Annotated in this window: 16 protein-coding genes; 10 read left to right on the forward strand and 6 right to left on the reverse strand. The window is 62.0% G+C overall.

What is annotated here, in order from left to right; translation table 11 throughout:
• Window positions 1-61: 61 nt before the first annotated feature.
• Window positions 62-826, forward strand: coding sequence for an SDR family oxidoreductase (locus tag JNB88_RS01555; RefSeq protein ID WP_220354012.1), 765 nt, complete (start codon window positions 62-64; stop codon window positions 824-826).
• 121 nt (window positions 827-947) lie between these two features.
• Window positions 948-1697 (forward strand): SDR family oxidoreductase, encoded by a 750-nt coding sequence (locus JNB88_RS01560; RefSeq protein WP_220354013.1) that lies wholly within the window; start codon window positions 948-950, stop codon window positions 1695-1697.
• A gap of 107 nt (window positions 1698-1804) precedes the next feature.
• Here JNB88_RS01560 and JNB88_RS01565 read toward each other — a convergent pair whose 3' ends face one another.
• Complete coding sequence (locus JNB88_RS01565) at window positions 1805-3175, reverse strand: PepSY-associated TM helix domain-containing protein (protein WP_220354014.1); 1371 nt, start codon at window positions 3173-3175, stop codon at window positions 1805-1807.
• A gap of 63 nt (window positions 3176-3238) precedes the next feature.
• The gene (locus JNB88_RS01570; RefSeq protein WP_220354015.1) at window positions 3239-3649 is read right to left on the reverse strand and encodes a DUF2946 family protein; all 411 of its coding nucleotides are present in this window, start codon (window positions 3647-3649) and stop codon (window positions 3239-3241) included.
• A gap of 124 nt (window positions 3650-3773) precedes the next feature.
• On the opposite strand from JNB88_RS01570, the gene coaBC reads away from it, so the two are divergent.
• Window positions 3774-4982, forward strand: a complete 1209-nt coding sequence (gene coaBC, locus JNB88_RS01575; protein WP_220354016.1) for a bifunctional phosphopantothenoylcysteine decarboxylase/phosphopantothenate--cysteine ligase CoaBC — start codon at window positions 3774-3776, stop codon at window positions 4980-4982.
• Here the strand turns inward: coaBC and JNB88_RS01580 are convergent.
• Window positions 4972-5781 carry a class II glutamine amidotransferase gene (locus tag JNB88_RS01580; protein ID WP_220354017.1) on the reverse strand — a complete coding sequence of 270 codons (810 nt, stop codon included), beginning with the start codon at window positions 5779-5781 and terminating at the stop codon, window positions 4972-4974. The two genes, coaBC and JNB88_RS01580, sit on opposite strands and share 11 nt — an antisense overlap.
• 671 nt (window positions 5782-6452) lie before the next feature.
• Here JNB88_RS01580 and JNB88_RS01585 point away from each other — a divergent pair.
• The 5 genes from JNB88_RS01585 to otsA all read left to right on the forward strand — a co-directional run bounded on the left by JNB88_RS01585 (window position 6453) and on the right by otsA (window position 12385).
• Entirely contained in the window at window positions 6453-7130 is a 678-nt protein-coding gene (locus JNB88_RS01585) for a FadR/GntR family transcriptional regulator (RefSeq protein ID WP_220354018.1), read from the forward strand.
• Entirely contained in the window at window positions 7127-8419 is a 1293-nt protein-coding gene (locus JNB88_RS01590) for a CynX/NimT family MFS transporter (RefSeq protein WP_220354019.1), read from the forward strand. Before JNB88_RS01585 ends, JNB88_RS01590 begins: the two co-directional genes overlap by 4 nt.
• A gap of 86 nt (window positions 8420-8505) precedes the next feature.
• Complete coding sequence (locus tag JNB88_RS01595; protein WP_220354020.1) at window positions 8506-10023, forward strand: S10 family peptidase; 1518 nt, start codon at window positions 8506-8508, stop codon at window positions 10021-10023.
• Between the two features lie 148 nt (window positions 10024-10171).
• Window positions 10172-10966 carry a trehalose-phosphatase gene (gene otsB, locus JNB88_RS01600; RefSeq protein WP_220354021.1) on the forward strand — a complete coding sequence of 265 codons (795 nt, stop codon included), beginning with the start codon at window positions 10172-10174 and terminating at the stop codon, window positions 10964-10966.
• A 42-nt stretch (window positions 10967-11008) separates the two neighbouring features.
• Window positions 11009-12385: an alpha,alpha-trehalose-phosphate synthase (UDP-forming) gene (gene otsA / locus JNB88_RS01605; protein ID WP_220354022.1), complete on the forward strand. Its 1377-nt coding sequence runs from the start codon at window positions 11009-11011 to the stop codon at window positions 12383-12385.
• Window positions 12386-12398: 13 nt separating this feature from the next.
• Here the strand turns inward: otsA and JNB88_RS01610 are convergent, their stop codons facing one another.
• Window positions 12399-13301 carry a choline sulfate utilization transcriptional regulator gene (locus tag JNB88_RS01610; RefSeq protein ID WP_220354023.1) on the reverse strand — a complete coding sequence of 301 codons (903 nt, stop codon included), beginning with the start codon at window positions 13299-13301 and terminating at the stop codon, window positions 12399-12401.
• 192 nt (window positions 13302-13493) lie between these two features.
• Here JNB88_RS01610 and betC point away from each other — a divergent pair, with 192 nt between their 5' ends.
• Both betC and JNB88_RS01620 read left to right on the forward strand, forming a co-directional pair.
• Complete coding sequence (gene betC, locus JNB88_RS01615; RefSeq protein WP_220354024.1) at window positions 13494-15008, forward strand: choline-sulfatase; 1515 nt, start codon at window positions 13494-13496, stop codon at window positions 15006-15008.
• Between the two features lie 54 nt (window positions 15009-15062).
• Window positions 15063-15272, forward strand: coding sequence for a TOBE domain-containing protein (locus JNB88_RS01620; RefSeq protein ID WP_016552447.1), 210 nt, complete (start codon window positions 15063-15065; stop codon window positions 15270-15272).
• A 2-nt stretch (window positions 15273-15274) separates the two neighbouring features.
• Here the strand turns inward: JNB88_RS01620 and tsaA are convergent, their stop codons facing one another.
• Both tsaA and JNB88_RS01630 read right to left on the reverse strand, forming a co-directional pair.
• Entirely contained in the window at window positions 15275-15796 is a 522-nt protein-coding gene (tsaA, locus tag JNB88_RS01625; protein WP_220354025.1) for a tRNA (N6-threonylcarbamoyladenosine(37)-N6)-methyltransferase TrmO, read from the reverse strand.
• Window positions 15797-15850: 54 nt separating this feature from the next.
• Window positions 15851-17434, reverse strand: coding sequence for a peptide chain release factor 3 (locus tag JNB88_RS01630; protein ID WP_220354026.1), 1584 nt, complete (start codon window positions 17432-17434; stop codon window positions 15851-15853).
• Between the last annotated feature and the right edge of the window lie 66 nt (window positions 17435-17500).

The raw sequence follows: 17500 nt of genomic DNA on the forward strand, positions 1-17500 counted from the left end.
ATCTTCTGCTCATCGAAAGGGACGGCAATCGCCATCCCAAACCCAAACTGGAGATGGAACAATGAACCGCTTGAATGGAAAAGTCGCCATCGTCACCGGCGCAAGCTCCGGCATTGGCCGCGCAACGGCCACGCTCTTTGCATCAGAAGGCGCAAAGGTCGTCGTCGGCGCCCGCCGCAAGGCCGAACTTGATAGCCTGGTCGAGGAGATCAAGGCTGCCGGTGGAGAGGCTGTTGCTGTGGCCGGCGACGTACGCTCGGAAGAGTATCACCAGGCGCTCGTCGCCACCGCCGTTGACCGCTACGGCAAGCTCGACATCGCCTTCAACAATGCCGGCATCCTTGGCGAAGCTGGCCCGAGCACCGGTGTTTCGGAAGCCGGATTCGCCGAAGCGCTGACGATCAATCTGACTGCCTCCTTCCTGGCCGCCAAGCATCAGATCGGCCAGATGGAAAAGAATGGCGGCGGCTCCGTCATCTTCACCTCCACCTTCGTCGGCTACAGCTTCGCCTTCCCCGGCGTTGCCGCCTATGCCGCCAGCAAATCGGGCCTTATCGGCTTGACGCAGGCGCTCGCCGCCGAGTTCGGCCCCAAGAACGTCCGCGTCAACGCCGTTCTGCCGGGTGCGGTCGATACGGACATGTATCGCGAGATGAACGATACTGAGGGCAAACAGAGCTTCATCACCAATCTACATGCGCTGAAGCGCGTTGCTGCGCCGGAAGAGCTTGCCCGCTCGGTGCTCTACTTCGCATCCGATGACTCAAGCTTCGTCACCGGCACGGCCTCGCTCGTCGACGGCGGCGCTTCGATCACCCGCACCTGAGTTCGAAAGATATCAGCTATCCGCTCTGACCGGAGAGATTTTCGGGGAAGAGCGGATCGCGCGGCTAGCAATTGCAATCGCATCCTCCCAACATCAATCGGATCACAAGGACACTACGACAATGGCACGCCTACAGAACAAGACGGCCCTCATCACCGGCGGCACCAGCGGCATCGGGCTCGAAACCGCCCGTCAATTCATTTCCGAAGGCGCCCGTGTCGCCATCACCGGCAGCAGCGCCAAGAGTGTCGAGGCAGCTCGCGCCGAGCTCGGCGACAAGGCATTGGTCATACAGGCGGATGCCGGCAACGCTGCCGGCCAGAAGGTCGTCGCCAGCGCGATCAAGGATGCCTTCGGGCACCTCGACATCCTCTTCATCAATGCCGGCGTGGCCGAGTTCGGCCCACTCGAACAATGGAGCGAAGAAGCCTTCGACAAATCTATCGCGATCAACGTCAAGGGCCCGTTCTTCCTGATCCAGGCACTGTTGCCGTTGTTTTCCAAGCAGGCTTCGATCGTTCTCAACACCTCGATCAATGCCCATATCGGCATGCCGAATTCGAGCGTCTACGCACTGACCAAGGGCGCGCTGCTGACGCTGGCCAAGACGCTCTCCGGTGAACTGATCGGCCGCGGCATTCGCGTCAACGCCGTCAGCCCGGGCCCGATCGCGACGCCGCTCTATGGCAAGTTCGGCATGTCGGAAGCCGACGCCAAGGCGATGGCTTCGCAGATCCAGGCGCAAATCCCGGTAGGCCGGTTCGGCGATGCCGGCGAAGTGGCAAAGACCATCATCTTCCTCGCCTCCGATGAGGCCGCCTACATCGTCGGCAGCGAACTCGTCATCGATGGCGGGATGAGCAACCTCTGAGGACCGAGACCCCGGAAGAGGATGCATGAGAAAGGCCGCGGAACCTCTCCTCCGCGGTCTTTCTGTTGTCCTGGGACTGGGCCGCGACGCAAGCGCGGCCGCTCCCCTCAACTCGATCGCAACCTTCTGGATCGAACATAGAGCCAATCCAGGCCCAGCATGACGATGAGCGACAGGCCTACGAGCGGAAAGATGATCCCGCCGATGGCGAGGATCGCGATCAGGCCGCGAAATACGCGTCTGTCCGCCGGCAGGGGCGGCACGCCGAGCGAGCCGACCGGACGCCGCTTCCACCACATGACAGCGGCCGAGACGGCGAGCAAGATGATCGCTACACAGGCAGCCAGCAGCACGAGCTGGTTCAGCAGACCGAACTCCTGGCCCATATGCACATTGATGCCCCACTCCAGCGATTTGCCGAGCGGACCGTAGTCGGCATAGCTCATATCGATCAGCGGCTTGCCGGAGTACTGATCGAGATGTACGACCCGCTGCTGCGAGAGATCGTCCGGATAGACCGAACCGGTAAACACCCCATCCGCGTCGTTCGGTATGTTGACGGCGTAACCCCGGTGCAGGCCAAGACGATCGAAGGTGGCGACGGCGTCATCGAGGCCAATCGGCTGTGCATGGTGGTCGTGCCCTGACGACTGCGGCACTTGCGCCTGCTCCAGCGACCACGAGGTCTTGGCCACATGATCAAGATGCTCGTCGGACATCGGCACTGCGACGCGTACGCCGGCGGGATAGCCGAAGTTGTTGCCGTTGGCCCAGTCGTTGACCTTGCCGCCCCAGACGCCGGACCACGGCATTCCTGTGATCGCGAGGAAAACGATGAAGAAGCCGACGAAAAGCCCGGTGACCGCATGGGTGTCACGCCAGAAAACCCGCCGCTTGGGTGTGCCGCGAACGGAGAGAACACCGCCCGTCTGCAGGCGTGGCCACCAGAGGTAGATGCCTGTCGCAACCAGCAGAATCGACCAGCCGGCAGCGATCTCGATCAGCATGCGCGCATAGTTGCCGAAATATTTGAGGCTATGAAGGTACCGGATCGTCCACATCACGGTGCCGCGATCCGGCAGTGCCCCCAGCACCTTGGCGCTGTAGGGATCGACGTAGACCGCAAGGTTGCCATCCGCCTCCGTGCTGACGGTGATTTCAGCAGAGGAATCCGGCGTGCCCGGGTCGGTAAGCTTGACTGCGGTTCCGGGGTAAGCAGAAAGGGCAGCGGCCACCATCACGGAAGGTGCCGCGCGGTTTGCGGTTTGCTGTACTTCGACCCGCTTGAGATCGGAGTGGATCGCCGCGTCTATCTCATCCTTGAAGAGATAGAGCCCGCCGGTGATCGCCAGCGTGATCATGAAAGGCAGGACGAGAAGGCCCGCGTAAAAATGCCATCGCCAGACGGCGCGGTAGAGGTCAGAGGCGGAGCGCACCGAAGCGCCGACGCTCTCGCGACCGATGGTAAGATCGGACATGAATGTCTCCCAACGTAGGAAAATCGAGCCTCTGCGCGACGCGCGCGAGGTGGAGCGATGACGTCAGGCGGTGATGGGAGGTGCTCGTGGTTCAGCGATCCGCCCGCGCAAGGCGGGGGAAACGGCGGCATCGGTTCGGATCGTTTCGTCGATCGCGGCTTCGACTGCGATGTAGAGGGCGGTCGTCTGCCCGGCGAGAATTGCCGGCATGGCAGCCGATGCCAGACGGCAGAGCGTGCCGCACGGACACTCGGGCGCCTTCTTGGCCGGCAAATTGCCATGCCCGGTATTGTCGACGGCCGCCCCGTGTCCGCCCGAAGAACAGATGATCGCGAAGGGATCGGCAGCTGATGCCGCCATCGCACCTTGAGCAGTGCCGCTCAGGAGCCCTTGGATCAACAGCAGGCAGGCGACCAACAGCGCGACAGCGCTGGCCGATACACGATCCCGCAAGAAGCTCCGTATGGTCCCCATGCCTTGATTCATGACACAGGAGTACCGCCTTGTCACTGCGACCGATACGCTTCCGCTGCCGATTGCTTATTATTCCCCAAAGGCTTAGGGTTTGAGACAATCAGATACTCAATGGACGAACGCCATGGTTCTCAGCGGCAAACGCATCCTCCTCATCATATCGGGCGGGATCGCGGCCTATAAAAGCCTGGACCTGATCCGACGGCTCAGAGAGCGCGGTGCGTCGGTGCGACCGCTGATGACCAATGGTGCCCAAGAGTTCGTGACGCCGCTCGCCGTCGGAGCGCTTGCCGCCGACCATGTGTTCACCGATCTTTTCTCGCGTCAGGACGAGCAGGATGTCGGGCATATCCGACTCGCACGCGACTGCGATCTCGTGCTGATTGCTCCGGCGACGGCGGACCTGCTTGCCAAGATGGCGAACGGCCTTGCGGACGACCTTGCCTCGACGGCGCTGCTTGCGACCGACCGACCAGTGCTCGCGGCGCCTGCCATGAACCCGCACATGTGGGCGCATCCGGCAACGAAGCGCAACGTCGAGACCCTGCGCGGCGACCGTATCCGTTTCGTCGGACCGATGTCGGGCGAGATGGCGGAGAGCCGCGAAGCGGGCATCGGGCGGATGGCCGAGCCGCTCGAGATCGTTGCTGCCGTGGAGGCGTTGCTAAGCGATGGGCCGAAGCCGCTTACCGGCCGCAAGGCGATTGTGACGTCGGGACCAACGCATGAGCCGATCGACCCCGTGCGCTACATCGCCAATCGCTCCTCCGGTCGCCAGGGACACGCTATTGCTTCGGCGCTTGCTGCGCTTGGCGCGGATGTGACGCTCGTTTCCGGGCCAGTTTCCATTCCTGATCCCATGGGTGTGAAGGTCATCCACGTCGAACGCGCGGACCAGATGCGCGACGCCGTTCTTGCCGCGCTTCCCGCCGACGTCGCGGTGATGGTAGCGGCCGTCGCCGACTGGCGTGTGGCGTCTGCCTCCGACCAGAAGATCAAGAAGCACCCGGGCGAATCCATTCCGACGCTTGCGCTAACTGAGAACCCCGACATTCTGAAAACGGTCGGGCATCACACGATGCGGCCAAAACTGGTGATCGGCTTTGCCGCCGAGACCCAGGAAGTCGAGAGCAATGCCCGGACGAAGCTTGAACGCAAGGGAGCTGATATCATCGTCGCCAACGATGTTTCGCCTGCAACAGGCATCATGGGCGGGCTTCGCAACAGGGTGAAGATCGTCGCGCGCAGCGGCATCGAGCAATGGCCGGACCTGGCGAAGGACGAGGTTGCGACCAGGCTCGCGGCGCTGATCGCCGAACGGCTCAAGCAGTGATGGCAAGGGGCGCACTTCTTGCCACCGACTGCGCCGGATGGAACGGCGCGATGTCGAGGCCATTGTCGCCAAGAACGACTGCGCTGCCATCCGGAATTTCCGCCCAGGCATCGACATCGTCGTTGAGCGGCTCGGATACCAGGCAATAGCCCCTGCCGACAGGAGAGGCGTAGAGCGTTGGCGCCTTGCGGTCGGTCGCGTAGCGGATCGCATAGAGTGACTTGCCATCGGAAAAGGCGGCCGTGTAGCGCACCAAGGCTGAACCCAGGATGTTTTCGGCAAGGCCCTCGACGAAGCGGATCATCTCCGCCATGGCTGCCATCGGCGTCTGGCGCAGGCCAAACTGCAGGGCAAGCAGGAACATCAGTTCGGAATCGGTGGTGCCGCCGCGGGCGTTGAAGAGTTCATCATCAAGCATGGCCTCCATGGGCCGGCGCAGGCGCTCGAAGCCGGAGATCTGGCCGTTATGCATGAAGGACCAGTTGGCGAAGGCAAAGGGATGGCAGTTGTCGCGCCGGGTGCCGCCGCCCGTTGCCGCCCGCACATGCGCGAGAAACAACGGCGAGCGAATCTGCCGCGCCAGGCTCTTCAGATTGCAGTCTGACCAGGCCGGCAGAGTATCGCGGTAGCGCCCCGGTTCCGGCCGGTCGCCATACCAGGCTATTCCGAAGCCGTCGCCATTGGTCGGGGTTTTGGCGCGGGTGGCGCAATGCGATTGCTCGATCAGCGAGTGCGCGGGCGAGGACACCAGTTCCTCGAGGTAGAGGGGGTCTCCACGATAGGCTGCCCAGCGACACATGCTCTTTCCACTCCGGAACCCGCGCCATCGAGGCGGGAGAATGCTGAAACGCAACGTTGATTGTCGAATCCGATGGTTAACAAGATCCAAACAGGTATGCGGCTTGCAGGCGGAAGATGACAAATTTCTGACGGCTCACGCGATCAAATTGCGCGACGCCTCATGTTCTTTTGTGAACAGCATTCCCAAGGCCGCCGACTCGCGGGTCGCGCCAGCATCCTGAGCCGGCTTAATCCACAGATCGTGCGGTTACGACTTTAGTCGGAGCACTCTGACAGGAGCACATTGTAAAGATTGGCCTATTGCCGACGATAAGGAAGTAATGCCTCCTAACGAAGAAGATATCGTGGCCTCCGGGCCAAGGTTTTTCTTGCATCTCGGCCGAATCAACCTACCTTTCTATCTATCGACAACAGAACGAAAGGAAGGTGATCCAATGTCTAATGAGATTTCAGACCTCGTAAAAGGCATGGAAGTGGTGATGAAAGCGAGGCAGCCCTCGCTCTAGCCGCACCTTCCTAGGATCGCTTTGACGGTCCGGCTATTTACAGGCCAGAACTCATGGAAAGGGTCGCCTCGAGCGGCCCTTTTCATTTTCAGGCATGCGATTGACGAGAGCCGCGATCCCGAGTAATTCGTAAAGTCATCAGATGACTTTACGAATTAGAACAATGCAGCCACTTCCAAAAACGAAGCTTGCCGACACGGCCATTGAGGCAATCCGGGCCGAAGTCCTGGGGAAACGATGGGCCGTTGGCGAGAAATTGCCCAACGAGGCAACCCTTTCGTCAATGCTCTCTGTGAGCCGAGGCACCATTCGCGAGGCCGTGCGCGTGCTCGTCTCGCAGGGTCTGCTCGAAACCCGGCAGGGCTCGGGAACCTATGTCCTCTCGATAACCGACACGCGGCTGCCGCTCACCATGGCGCGCCGCGCCAGCCTGCGCGATCTCTTCGAAGCGCGTTGCGCGCTCGATGTCGAAGCGGCGCGACTGGCGGCGGTGCGACAAACGCCTGAGATCGTTGCGGAGTTGCGAAGTCTTCTTGCCCGGCGTGGCAATTTCGACGGCGGCGACAAGAACGTCTTCATCGAACGCGATCTTGCCTTCCACAAGGCGGTCATTGCCGCGTCCGCCAACCGCGCGATGATCGAAATCTACGAGTTCTTTTCCGCCTCGATTGCCGACACGATCGAGGCGACACTGGGCGAGGAGATCCCCGAGCCGGATATGCAGGCGCATGCCGATATCATCGACGCAATCGCAACCGGCGATCCGCAGCAGGCCGACGCGGCAGTTCGCCGCTTCATGGCTCCCATCATCAGCGCACTCGACCGGATGCTTCTTTCGTGACCACGCCCCTCCAGGATTCCACGCACGTCTACGACCTTGCGGACGAGCAACTCATCGACGCCGAAGCCGATAGCGTCCCGCCACCGCAGCCCCCGGTGGGCAGCAGCGCGGCGGTACGTCTCCTCCTTGGGGCCAGCCTTGTCCTCATCGCCTTCAACTTGCGCCCCGTCTTCTCCAGCGCCTCGGCACTGCTGCCCGAAATCAAGACGGAACTCGGGCTCTCGTCGCTCGGTGCCAGCTTGCTGACCACCCTGCCCGTCGTCTGCCTCGGCGCTTTTTCGCCACTGGCGCCGCGGCTCGCCCAACGGATCGGGGCGGAACGGACGCTTCTCGGAGTGCTCGTCCTGCTGGCGCTCGGCACGGCTCTCCGCGGTTTTTCATCCATTCCGCTGCTCTTCGTCGGCACCGCGCTTGCTGGTGCCTGCATCGCTGTCGGGAACGTGCTGCTGCCCGGCTTGGTCAAGCGTGACTTTGCCGATCGCGCGGCACTGATGACGGGCTTCTACACGATGGCGCTATGTGCCGGCGCGGCGAGCGCGGCAGGCTTCACGCTGCCGCTCGAGCGCATTCTCGGCGGCTCACTCTCGGGCGCATTGGCCGCGTGGGGGTTGCCTGCGCTGGTTGTCGCGATGATCTGGCTGCCGCAGGTTCTGTCCACGAAGAACCAGGTCAAGCGTAGCGGCTTTTCTGTCCAAGGGCTCTGGCGCGATCGCCTCGCCTGGCAGGTTACGCTCTTCATGGGATTGCAATCAGCGCTGGCCTACTGCGTCTTCGGCTGGCTCGTGCCAATCCTGCGCGAGCGAGGTCTTGATGGCGTCACCGCGGGAGCAATCGTCTCGGTCTCGGTGATGGTTCAGGCGGCGGCGTGCCTGGTTGCGCCCCACATCGCAGTCAGGGGCAAGGACCAGCGGGTGATCAATGCGTCGCTCTGCGTCGTCGCGGTCGTCGCCCTGCTCGGTCTGCTGTTCGCACCGCTGTCGACGGTCTGGGTCTGGGCCGCCCTCCAGGGCATTGGCCAGGGCGGGCTGATTGCGGTCGCCATGACGACGATCGTGCTGCGGTCGCGCGATCCGCATGTCGCCGCCCACCTCTCCGGGATGGCACAGTGCGTTGGTTATCTTCTTGCCGCCATAGGACCGCTCGTGGTCGGGCTGATCCGCGGCTGGACCGGCAGCTTTGCATGGTCGGCAGTGCTTTTCGTCGCGCTTGGCCTCGGCGCCGCGATCAACGGCTGGAATGCCGGTCGCGCGCAATATGTCAACGCACGGACAATCGAAAAGGCGGGCTGACGTCCGCCTCACCATCTGTTGATTTCTCCCCCGTCGAGGCGATGTTAGGCTGACACCTCCATGCCGCCTGCTCCGGAGGAGAAGTCTTGCGTTTCCTATCCGCCATCCTGCTCGCAACCGCTTTGCTTACCGCCCCCGCATTCGCACAGGCCAGCAGGAGTGAAGCCACCTCGCAGAGTGCATCCAGCGACGGCGTATTGAGGTTGTTGCCGGGCGATTCAGTCACAGAGCACACGATGACAATCGGTGGGCGGACTATCGACTACGTGGCCACGGCCGGCACATTGGATCTCTTTGCACAGGACGGCTCGAAGGCAGGCGCCATATTCTATACGGCTTACGTCGCCAAGAACGGAGCGACCGACCGCCCATTGACCTTTGCCTTCAATGGCGGACCGGGCGCCGCATCGGCCTTTCTGCATCTTGGGCTTGTCGGACCACGTATCCTCGACTTCGGCCCAGATGGCGACGATGGAGCCGACGCCAAATTGACCGACAATGCGTTGAGCTGGCTTGATTTTACCGACCTCGTTCTCATCGACCCGATCGGTACGGGCTGGAGCCGAACCGCCAGGGCCGACGACGCCTCCAAATACTACAGCGTCAACGCCGACACGGAGAGTATCGCAAAGGCGATTGCTCTCTACGTCGCCCACAATAACCGCTCCGGTTCGCCCAAATATCTCCTTGGCGAGAGCTACGGCGGCTTCCGCGCCGCCAAGGTCGCTGGCGCGTTGAAGGACAGCCAGGGCATTATCGTTTCCGGCGCTATCATGCTCTCGCCGCTGCTCGAAGCTCAACTGATGTTCAATGCCGACCAGTTCGCGCTCGGAGCGGCACTGGAATTTCCGTCGCTTGCGGCGGCGAACATGGACAGGCGCAACAGTTTCGATGAGGCGCAGCAGCGCGACGCCGAGAAATTTGCGTTGGGCGACTACCTGACAACGCTTGCCGGCCCGCCGCCGACCGGCGAGGCGGCAAACGCCTTCTACGGCAAGATTGCCGGAATGACCGGCATTCCCGAGGATGTCGTGGCGAAGAATCGCGGCTTCCTTGGAAGCGCCTATGCCAAGCGATCCGGCGAAGGCGACGGCCAGGTGGTAAGCCCTTACGATGCAGCGTTCTCGACACCCGATCCTTACCCGGAGTCGGACTATGACCGCGGTGACGATGCGATCCTCGACGGGTTCACCCGCGCCTATGGCGGCGCCTTCGCCGACTACGCCCGCAACGAACTCGCCTTCAAAACGGAAATGACCTATTCGCTGCTCGATAGCGATGTCAGCCGCAAGTGGGAATGGAGCGGGCGTGGTGGCGGCTCGCGGCTGCAGGCGAGCGTCACCGACGACATCCGCCAGCTGCTCGCATCCAACCCGAAGTTCCGCCTGTTGATTGCTCACGGCTACAGCGATCTCGTCACCCCCTATGGCGTCAGCCGCTACGTCGTCGATCACTTGCCGACCTCGCTTGCCGGCGAACGGGTGGCACTGAAGGTCTACCGTGGCGGGCACATGTTCTATACGCGAGCGGATCAGCGCGCGGCCTTTACAGCCGACGCAAAAGCGTTCTTCACGGTCCACTCGGGTTCCGACCCAGCCGATTGATTACGCTGCGTTCTTTGATTTTGCTCATATTTTCGCCCGCGGCGCTTCGTCGGCAGTGGAACCGGACGACACTCGAAAACATGAGATCTTCTCGCATTGCTTGACAGCTAGGGTTGTCTTCGGTGGATGCCGACATAGTTAAGCCTCCATGTCGTACCCGAGTGAGCCAATATCCGCCATGACGCCGCAAGCGGTCTCAGGGCGGAGCGAATTGCTGAGCGCTCTTTCGTTCTCACCTCAAGACTGCGCTCTTTTTCTTGATATCGATGGAACGCTCCTCGATCTGGCCGAGGTGCCGGATGCCATCGTTGTACCACCGTCGCTGCCGGTCGCCCTTGATGCGGTATCGCGGAAGCTCGGAGGAGCGCTGGCCCTGGTGACCGGCAGAGCGCTGGCCTATGCCGACGAGCTGTTCGCGCCATTTGGATTTCCGATCGCCGGCCTGCATGGCGCCGAACTGCGCCGACCCGATGGCAGTGTCATCAGGGCCGAGAGCACCGCTGCACTCGATGAAGTGAAGGCGGACCTCCGCAAGGCGACGAAAGGCATGGAAGGCGTCCTCGTCGAAGACAAGGGGGCAGCCGTTGCCGCCCACTACCGGCTTGCGCCGCAGTGGCAAGCGGAATTGGAACCGCTCATGACACAGCTGCTGTCCAAGGCCGGGCCGAGCTGGACCTTGCAGCGGGGCAAGATGGTATTCGAGATCCGCCCCGCCAGCGCCGACAAAGGAAGCGCTGTCGAGGCGTTTCTATCGATGCCGCCATTTGCAGGCAGACGTCCGATCACCATCGGTGACGATGTAACCGATGAGGCAATGTTCCACGCCGCCAATCGCCAAGGCGGTCTCTCCGTTCGGGTGGGCTCCCCCTCCGAAACGGCCGCCGCGCTAACGTTGCCCTCTGCAGCGGCAGTGCGGGAACTCATTGGGCAGCTCGCCGTTTGAACCAGGCACTGATGTGCTGCCCCTCCCAGGAAAGGAATCCCTGTGTCCCGTCTCGTCATCGTTTCCAATCGCGTGCCCGCCCCGACAAAAGAGGGGGCGGCTTCCGCTGGCGGCCTGGCCGTGGCGCTGAAAGCGGCATTGGAACAGCGCGGTGGCATCTGGATGGGCTGGTCCGGAAAGTCGAGCGAAAACAACGAGCCCGGCCCGCTCTCCCTGACGGAAGAAGGCAAGATCACCTACGCCCTGACCGATCTCACCGGCAAGGATGTCGAGGAGTATTACCACGGCTTCGCCAACCGGGTCCTTTGGCCGATCTGTCACTACCGGCTGGATCTCGCGGAATACGGTCGCAAGGAAATGGCAGGGTACTTCCGCGTCAACCGCTTCTTCGCGCATCGGCTGGCACCGCTGCTGCGGCCGGACGATATCATCTGGGTGCACGACTACCACCTGATCCCGCTTGCCGCGGAACTCAGGCAGATGGGCTTCAAGAATCGGATCGGCTTTTTCCTGCATATCCCGTGGCCGCCCGCTGATGTGCTCTACACCATGCCGGTTCACGAGGAGATCATGCATGGTCTGGCGGCCTACGATCTCGTCGGCTTCCAGACCGATCATGATCTGGAAAACTTCGCCGGCTGCCTGCGGCGCGAGGACATGGGCGATGCGGTTGGCGATGGCCGGTTCACCGCAAATGACAAGTTTTTCAAGGGCGGGGCCTATGGCATCAGCATCGAGACGGCTGCATTCGCCGAGTTCGCCAAGAGGGCGGGCAGCCATCATCTGGTACAGAGGGCGCGGCAGAGTATCAGGGATCGCGACCTCATTATCGGCGTCGATCGGCTGGACTACTCCAAGGGCATCACGCAGCGCCTCGATGCCTTCGAGCGCTTCATCCTCAACAATCCGGCTCATCAGCGGCAAGTCACCTATCTCCAGATCACGCCGAAATCCCGCTCGGAGGTGCCTGAATACGAACAGATGCAGCGCACCGTCGCCGAGCAGTCAGGCCGGGTGAACGGCGCCCTTGGGACGGTGGATTGGGTGCCGATCCGCTATATCAACCGCTCCGTCAGCCGCCCGATCCTGGCCGGCCTCTACCGACTGGCAAAGGTTGGACTGGTCACACCGCTTCGTGACGGCATGAACCTCGTAGCAAAGGAGTACGTCGCCGCCCAAGACCCGGAGGATCCCGGCGTGCTGGTGCTCTCGCGCTTCGCCGGCGCGGCCCGCGAACTGAAGAAAGGCGCACTGCTCGTCAATCCCTACGACATCGAGGGAACAGCCAACGCGCTGGCGCGGGCCTTGAATATGCCGCTTGAGGAACGCCAGGAACGTTGGCAGAAGATGATGGATCACCTGCTCGTGCACGATGTATCGCGCTGGTGCCAGGATTTCCTCGATGACCTCGTCGCTTGAAGGCGGCCTGGCGTCAGTTGATGCCCGCCTCTGCCATGAGCCACGCTGCAAGCAGATCGCTCTGGGCGTCTCGCGTGCGCGGCGGCAGCAACCAATAGCCCCGATCCGGTGCTTCCAGCGTGGCGCCAGCGGTCTTCAGCATCCCTGTTTCGAGCAGGGAGTCGACCAGACCCATCCATCCGATCGCAACGCCCTGTTCGCCGATTGCCGCCTGCACCACCAGCGAATAGGTATTGAAGCTGAGGTCGCCCTGCCCGGCTTGACCATCGCGGCGGACACCGAACTCCGCGAGATAGTGCCGCCAGTCGAACCAAGGCGACGGTTCCTCCGTGTCGAGGTGAATCAAGCGAGTCTTCGCTAGATCATCAGGCGTCGAGAGGGAGCCATAGCGATCGAGGAAGCCCTGGGTGCAGACCGGCGCGACCTTTTCCGGCAAGAGCAGAACCGCGCCGCGATCGAACTCGGATCGCCGACCAAAGACCACGGCAACGTCTCCATCGTCCGAACGACCTTTCTCCGTTCGTTGGGTCGCGACAATCTGAATGTCGACATCCGGGTAGAGCGTGCGGAATGCGTGCATCCGCGGGATCAGCCAGAGCGAAGAGAACGCGAAGTCCGTACGCAATCGGATCGTCGGCCTGTCCGTTTCGGTACGAAAGCGCCGCGCCAGCTCGTCAATCTCGCCGACGCTTTTTGCCACTACATCGAGCAGGCGTTGGCCCTCCGCCGTCAATTCAACGCCGCGATGCTGTCGTTTCAGCAGGCTGACGCCCAGTTGCTCCTCCAGCCGCCGAATCTGATAGCTGACCGCCGGTTGCGTCAGGCCAAGAGCGCTTGCCGCAGCCGACAGGCTACCGGTCTTGCCGATCTCGGCGAATATGCGCATCCACCCAAGTTCGACGCGGCGTCTTTCCATAAAAAATCCTTAGAGACGATATCAAAAAATGCCCGCTTCACAGGTCAATTGATATCGATAATCAATAAAGCAATCAAATGGCAGATGCGAGATGAGGCCGAGGTTCCTGTCGCGCCTTCCAGTCGATGCGGACTGGAATAGCGCAGCGGACGCGGCTAAGTTCCCGCTCCCGCAAACCGAAGGACGATACGCATGGCGCGCCCGAATATCCTCATTCTGATGGTCGATCAGTTCAATGGCACGCTGTTTCCCGACGGGCCGGCTGATTTCCTCCACGCGCCGCATCTGAAAGCGTTGGCTGAGCGTTCGGTGCGTTTTGCCAACACCTACACGGCAAGTCCGCTTTGCGCGCCGGCGCGGGCATCCTTCATGTCGGGGCAGCTGCCGAGCCGCACCCGCGTTTATGACAACGCGGCCGAATTCGCGTCTGACATTCCGACCTTCGCGCACCATCTGCGCGCCGCGGGCTATCATACCGCCCTTTCAGGAAAGATGCATTTCGTCGGCCCCGACCAGATGCATGGCTTCGAGGAACGTCTGACCACCGATATCTATCCCGCCGATTTCGGCTGGACGCCAGATTACACCAAGCCCGGGGAGCGCATCGACTGGTGGTACCACAATCTCGGCTCGGTCACCGGTGCCGGCGTCGCCGAAATCACCAACCAGATGGAGTATGACGACGAGGTCGCCTACTACGCGACCCGCAAGCTATACGACCTCTCGCGCCGCCACGACGACCGGCCTTGGTGCCTGACCGTGAGCTTCACCCATCCCCACGACCCCTATGTCGCACGCCGCAAATACTGGGACCTCTACGAAAACTCCCCGGCACTTGATCCTGATGTCGATGCTATTCCGTTCGACCAGCAGGATCCGCACTCGCAGCGACTTTTGAAGGCCTGCGACTATGATGCGTTCGAGATCACGCCGGAGCAGATCCGACGCGCGCGCCAGGGCTATTTCGCCAACATCTCCTACATCGACGACAAGATCGGCGAGATCCTTGATGTGCTCGAGCGTGCGCGCATGGCCGACAACACGATCGTTCTGTTCGTTTCCGACCACGGCGACATGCTCGGCGACCGTGGCCTCTGGTTCAAGATGTGCTTCTTCGATGGTTCGTCACGAGTGCCGCTGACGATTGCGGCGCCGGGCTGGGCACCGGCCTCTATCCAGCAGCCGGTCTCGACGCTCGATGTGACGCCGACGCTGGCGGCACTGGCGGGCATCGACATCGTGAAGCTCGCGCCATGGACGGATGGCGAGGACCTGACCCCCCTTGCGACAGGCGCTGGCGGTCGTGGTCCGGTGCCAATGGAGTATGCCGCCGAGGGGTCGGAAGCCCCACTCGTCTGCCTCCGCGACGGCCGCTTCAAACTGACGCTATGCGAGAAGGATCCGCCGATGCTGTTCGATCTCGAGGCAGACCCCAAGGAGTTGACCAACCTCGCCGGCGATACCGGGTATGCCGATATCCTGGCGAAGCTCACCGCCCAGGCCGAGAAACGCTGGAACCTGCAGAACTTCGATGCCGCCGTGCGCGAAAGCCAGGCACGCCGCTGGGTGGTGTATGAGGCGCTGCGGAACGGCGCGTACTATCCTTGGGACTACCAGCCGCTGCAGAAGGCGTCCGAACGCTACATGCGCAACCACATGGATCTGAACGTGCTGGAGGAAAGCCAGCGTTATCCGCGCGGTGAGTAGATTGCGGCGGCACACCATAGCCACTACAGTCCACACGCAAAACAGGAGGCTCCCATGAAGATCAGTGCACGCAATCGCTTGAAGGGAAAGATCGTCGAGGTGAAGAAGGGGGCGACCACGGCGCACGTCCGGATCGATATTGGCGGTGGCTCCATCGTCACGTCCTCGATCACCAACGAAGCGGTCGATGAACTGGGGCTGGCCGTCGGCGGCGACGCCTATGCGGTCGTCAAGGCCTCCGACGTCATGGTCGCCGTCGACTGACGTCAGGCCTTCTTGCAGTAATGCGCCACGTCGTCGCCAGTCTGGAAGTCTCCAGGCTGCGGCGGCGCGATCGGCTTGAACAGCGTGCGATCGGGCTTCAGGTCGAGCAACGGCGTTCCATCCAGGCAATCCATCCCGCGAACCAGCAGAATGCCATCCTCGACACGTTCCAGCTTGACGATGGAGGTGCCGATCGGATTTGGCCGCACCGGCGAGCGAAGGGAAAACGTGCCGTGCACCTTTCCGCTGTTGGCCGGGCTTTGCAGCACGAGGTCACGCCGTGACCGATCCAGCCAGTAAAGCACTTCCAGCCGTTCGAAGGCCTCTACACCTTGAAGTGCCTGCTTCCACGGCTCGAATATCTCGATCCTGCACAGTGGACCGTCGTGACGCCCCTGACGGGGCGTTTCCATGCGCGAGGTCCACGGCGTGAGAATGCGCCCGATGAATACCAACCCGGCATCGATCGCCGGCGGCAACTCGACGGCGACTTCATTTTCCCTGATTTCATTCTCGCGAACCATGCCACACTCCTCGTTGTCAAAGCATCATGGCAGATCGCTATATCCGATCCAATATCACGCCGCCTTGACGGCGTGATATTCCTTGAGTGCGGCCATCTTGATCGCCGGATAGCGCTCGGCTTCATAGCGAAGCGAGAAGCTGTCCTGAGCCAGGAACACGGGATCGTTGTCGAGGTCACGAGCGATATCGCCGCGACGGGCGGTGACGAATTTGTCGAGCTCCGCGGGCTGGTCGGCCGAAATCCAGCGGCAGACCGAGAAGCGCGACATTTCAAAGGAGACCGGTAGGCCGTACTCGGCCATCAGGCGCTCCTTCAGGACGTCGAGCTGCAGCGCGCCGACAACGCCAACGATAGCCGGCGAACCATCTTCCGGCGAGAATAGCTGGACGACGCCCTCCTCTGCCATCTGCTGGAGCGCTTCCTTGAGCTTCTTCGCCTTCATGGCGTCTTCCAGGCGCACGCGGCGTAGAATTTCAGGCGAAAAGTTCGGCACGCCCTGGAACACCAACGACTCCCCTTCCGTCAGCGTGTCGCCGATGCGAAGAGTGCCGTGATTAGGGATGCCGACGACGTCGCCGGCATAGGCCGTGTCGGCAAGCTGCCGCTGCGAGGCGAAGAAGAACTGCGGCGCGGTGAGGCCGAGCTGTTTTCCGGTTCGCGACAGGCGAGCCTTCATGCCGCGCTCGAGCTTGCCCGAGCAGATGCGGGCAAAGGCGATACGGTCGCGATGGTTGGGGTCCATGTTGGCCTGGATCTTGAAGACGAAGGCCGTCATCTTGTCGTCGGTCGCGTGCACGGTGCGGATGTCGGCGACCTGATCACGCGGCGGCGGCGCGAACTCGCCGAGCGCATCGATAAGATCGCGAACGCCGAAATTGCGCAGTGCGGAGCCAAAGAAGACCGGCGTCAGATGGCCCTCGAGGAACGCCTTCCGGTCGAAGGGCTTGCAGGCCTCGATCGCCAGCATCGTCTCCTCGGTAAAAGCGTCGCGTTCATTTTCCGGCAGGCGGTGCGACGCCATTTCGGGATCGGTGACCTTGGTCAGGTGTTCCTGCGTGTCGGCACCGCGCACCTCGTTCGTCGCCAGGTGGTAGGAGCCGCAGAAGGTCTTCGAACGACCGATTGGCCACGTCACCGGCGCGCAATCGAGCGCCAGCTTTTCCTCGACTTCATCCAGGATTTCGAACGGGTCGCGGCTCTCGCGGTCCATCTTGTTGATGAAGGTGATGATCGGAATGTCGCGCATGCGGCAGACTTCGAACAGCTTCAGCGTCCGCGGCTCGATGCCCTTGGCGGCATCGATCACCATGACGGCGGCGTCGACCGCCGTCAGCGTGCGATAGGTGTCGTCTGCGAAGTCCTCGTGACCGGGCGTATCGAGGATGTTGAAGACGTTGTCGTTGTATTCGAACGTCATGACAGAGGTGACGACGGAGATGCCGCGCTCGCGTTCGATCTTCATCCAGTCGGAACGCGTCTGCATGCGATCCTTCTTTGCCTTGACTTCGCCGGCAAGCTGGATGGCGCCGCCGAACAGCAGCAGCTTTTCGGTGAGCGTGGTCTTACCCGCGTCCGGGTGCGCGATAATAGCGAATGTGCGGCGGCGGGAGACCGCCTCGGCGAGACTTTCGGCCATGATGTAAATCCTGTGGAATTGCGGCGTATCTAGCGATTAAAGCCGGGCATTGCAATTGACCTTGGA

Origin of the sequence: Rhizobium cauense (assembly GCF_019511525.1) — a bacterium.
Lineage (GTDB): Bacteria > Pseudomonadota > Alphaproteobacteria > Rhizobiales > Rhizobiaceae > Rhizobium > Rhizobium cauense.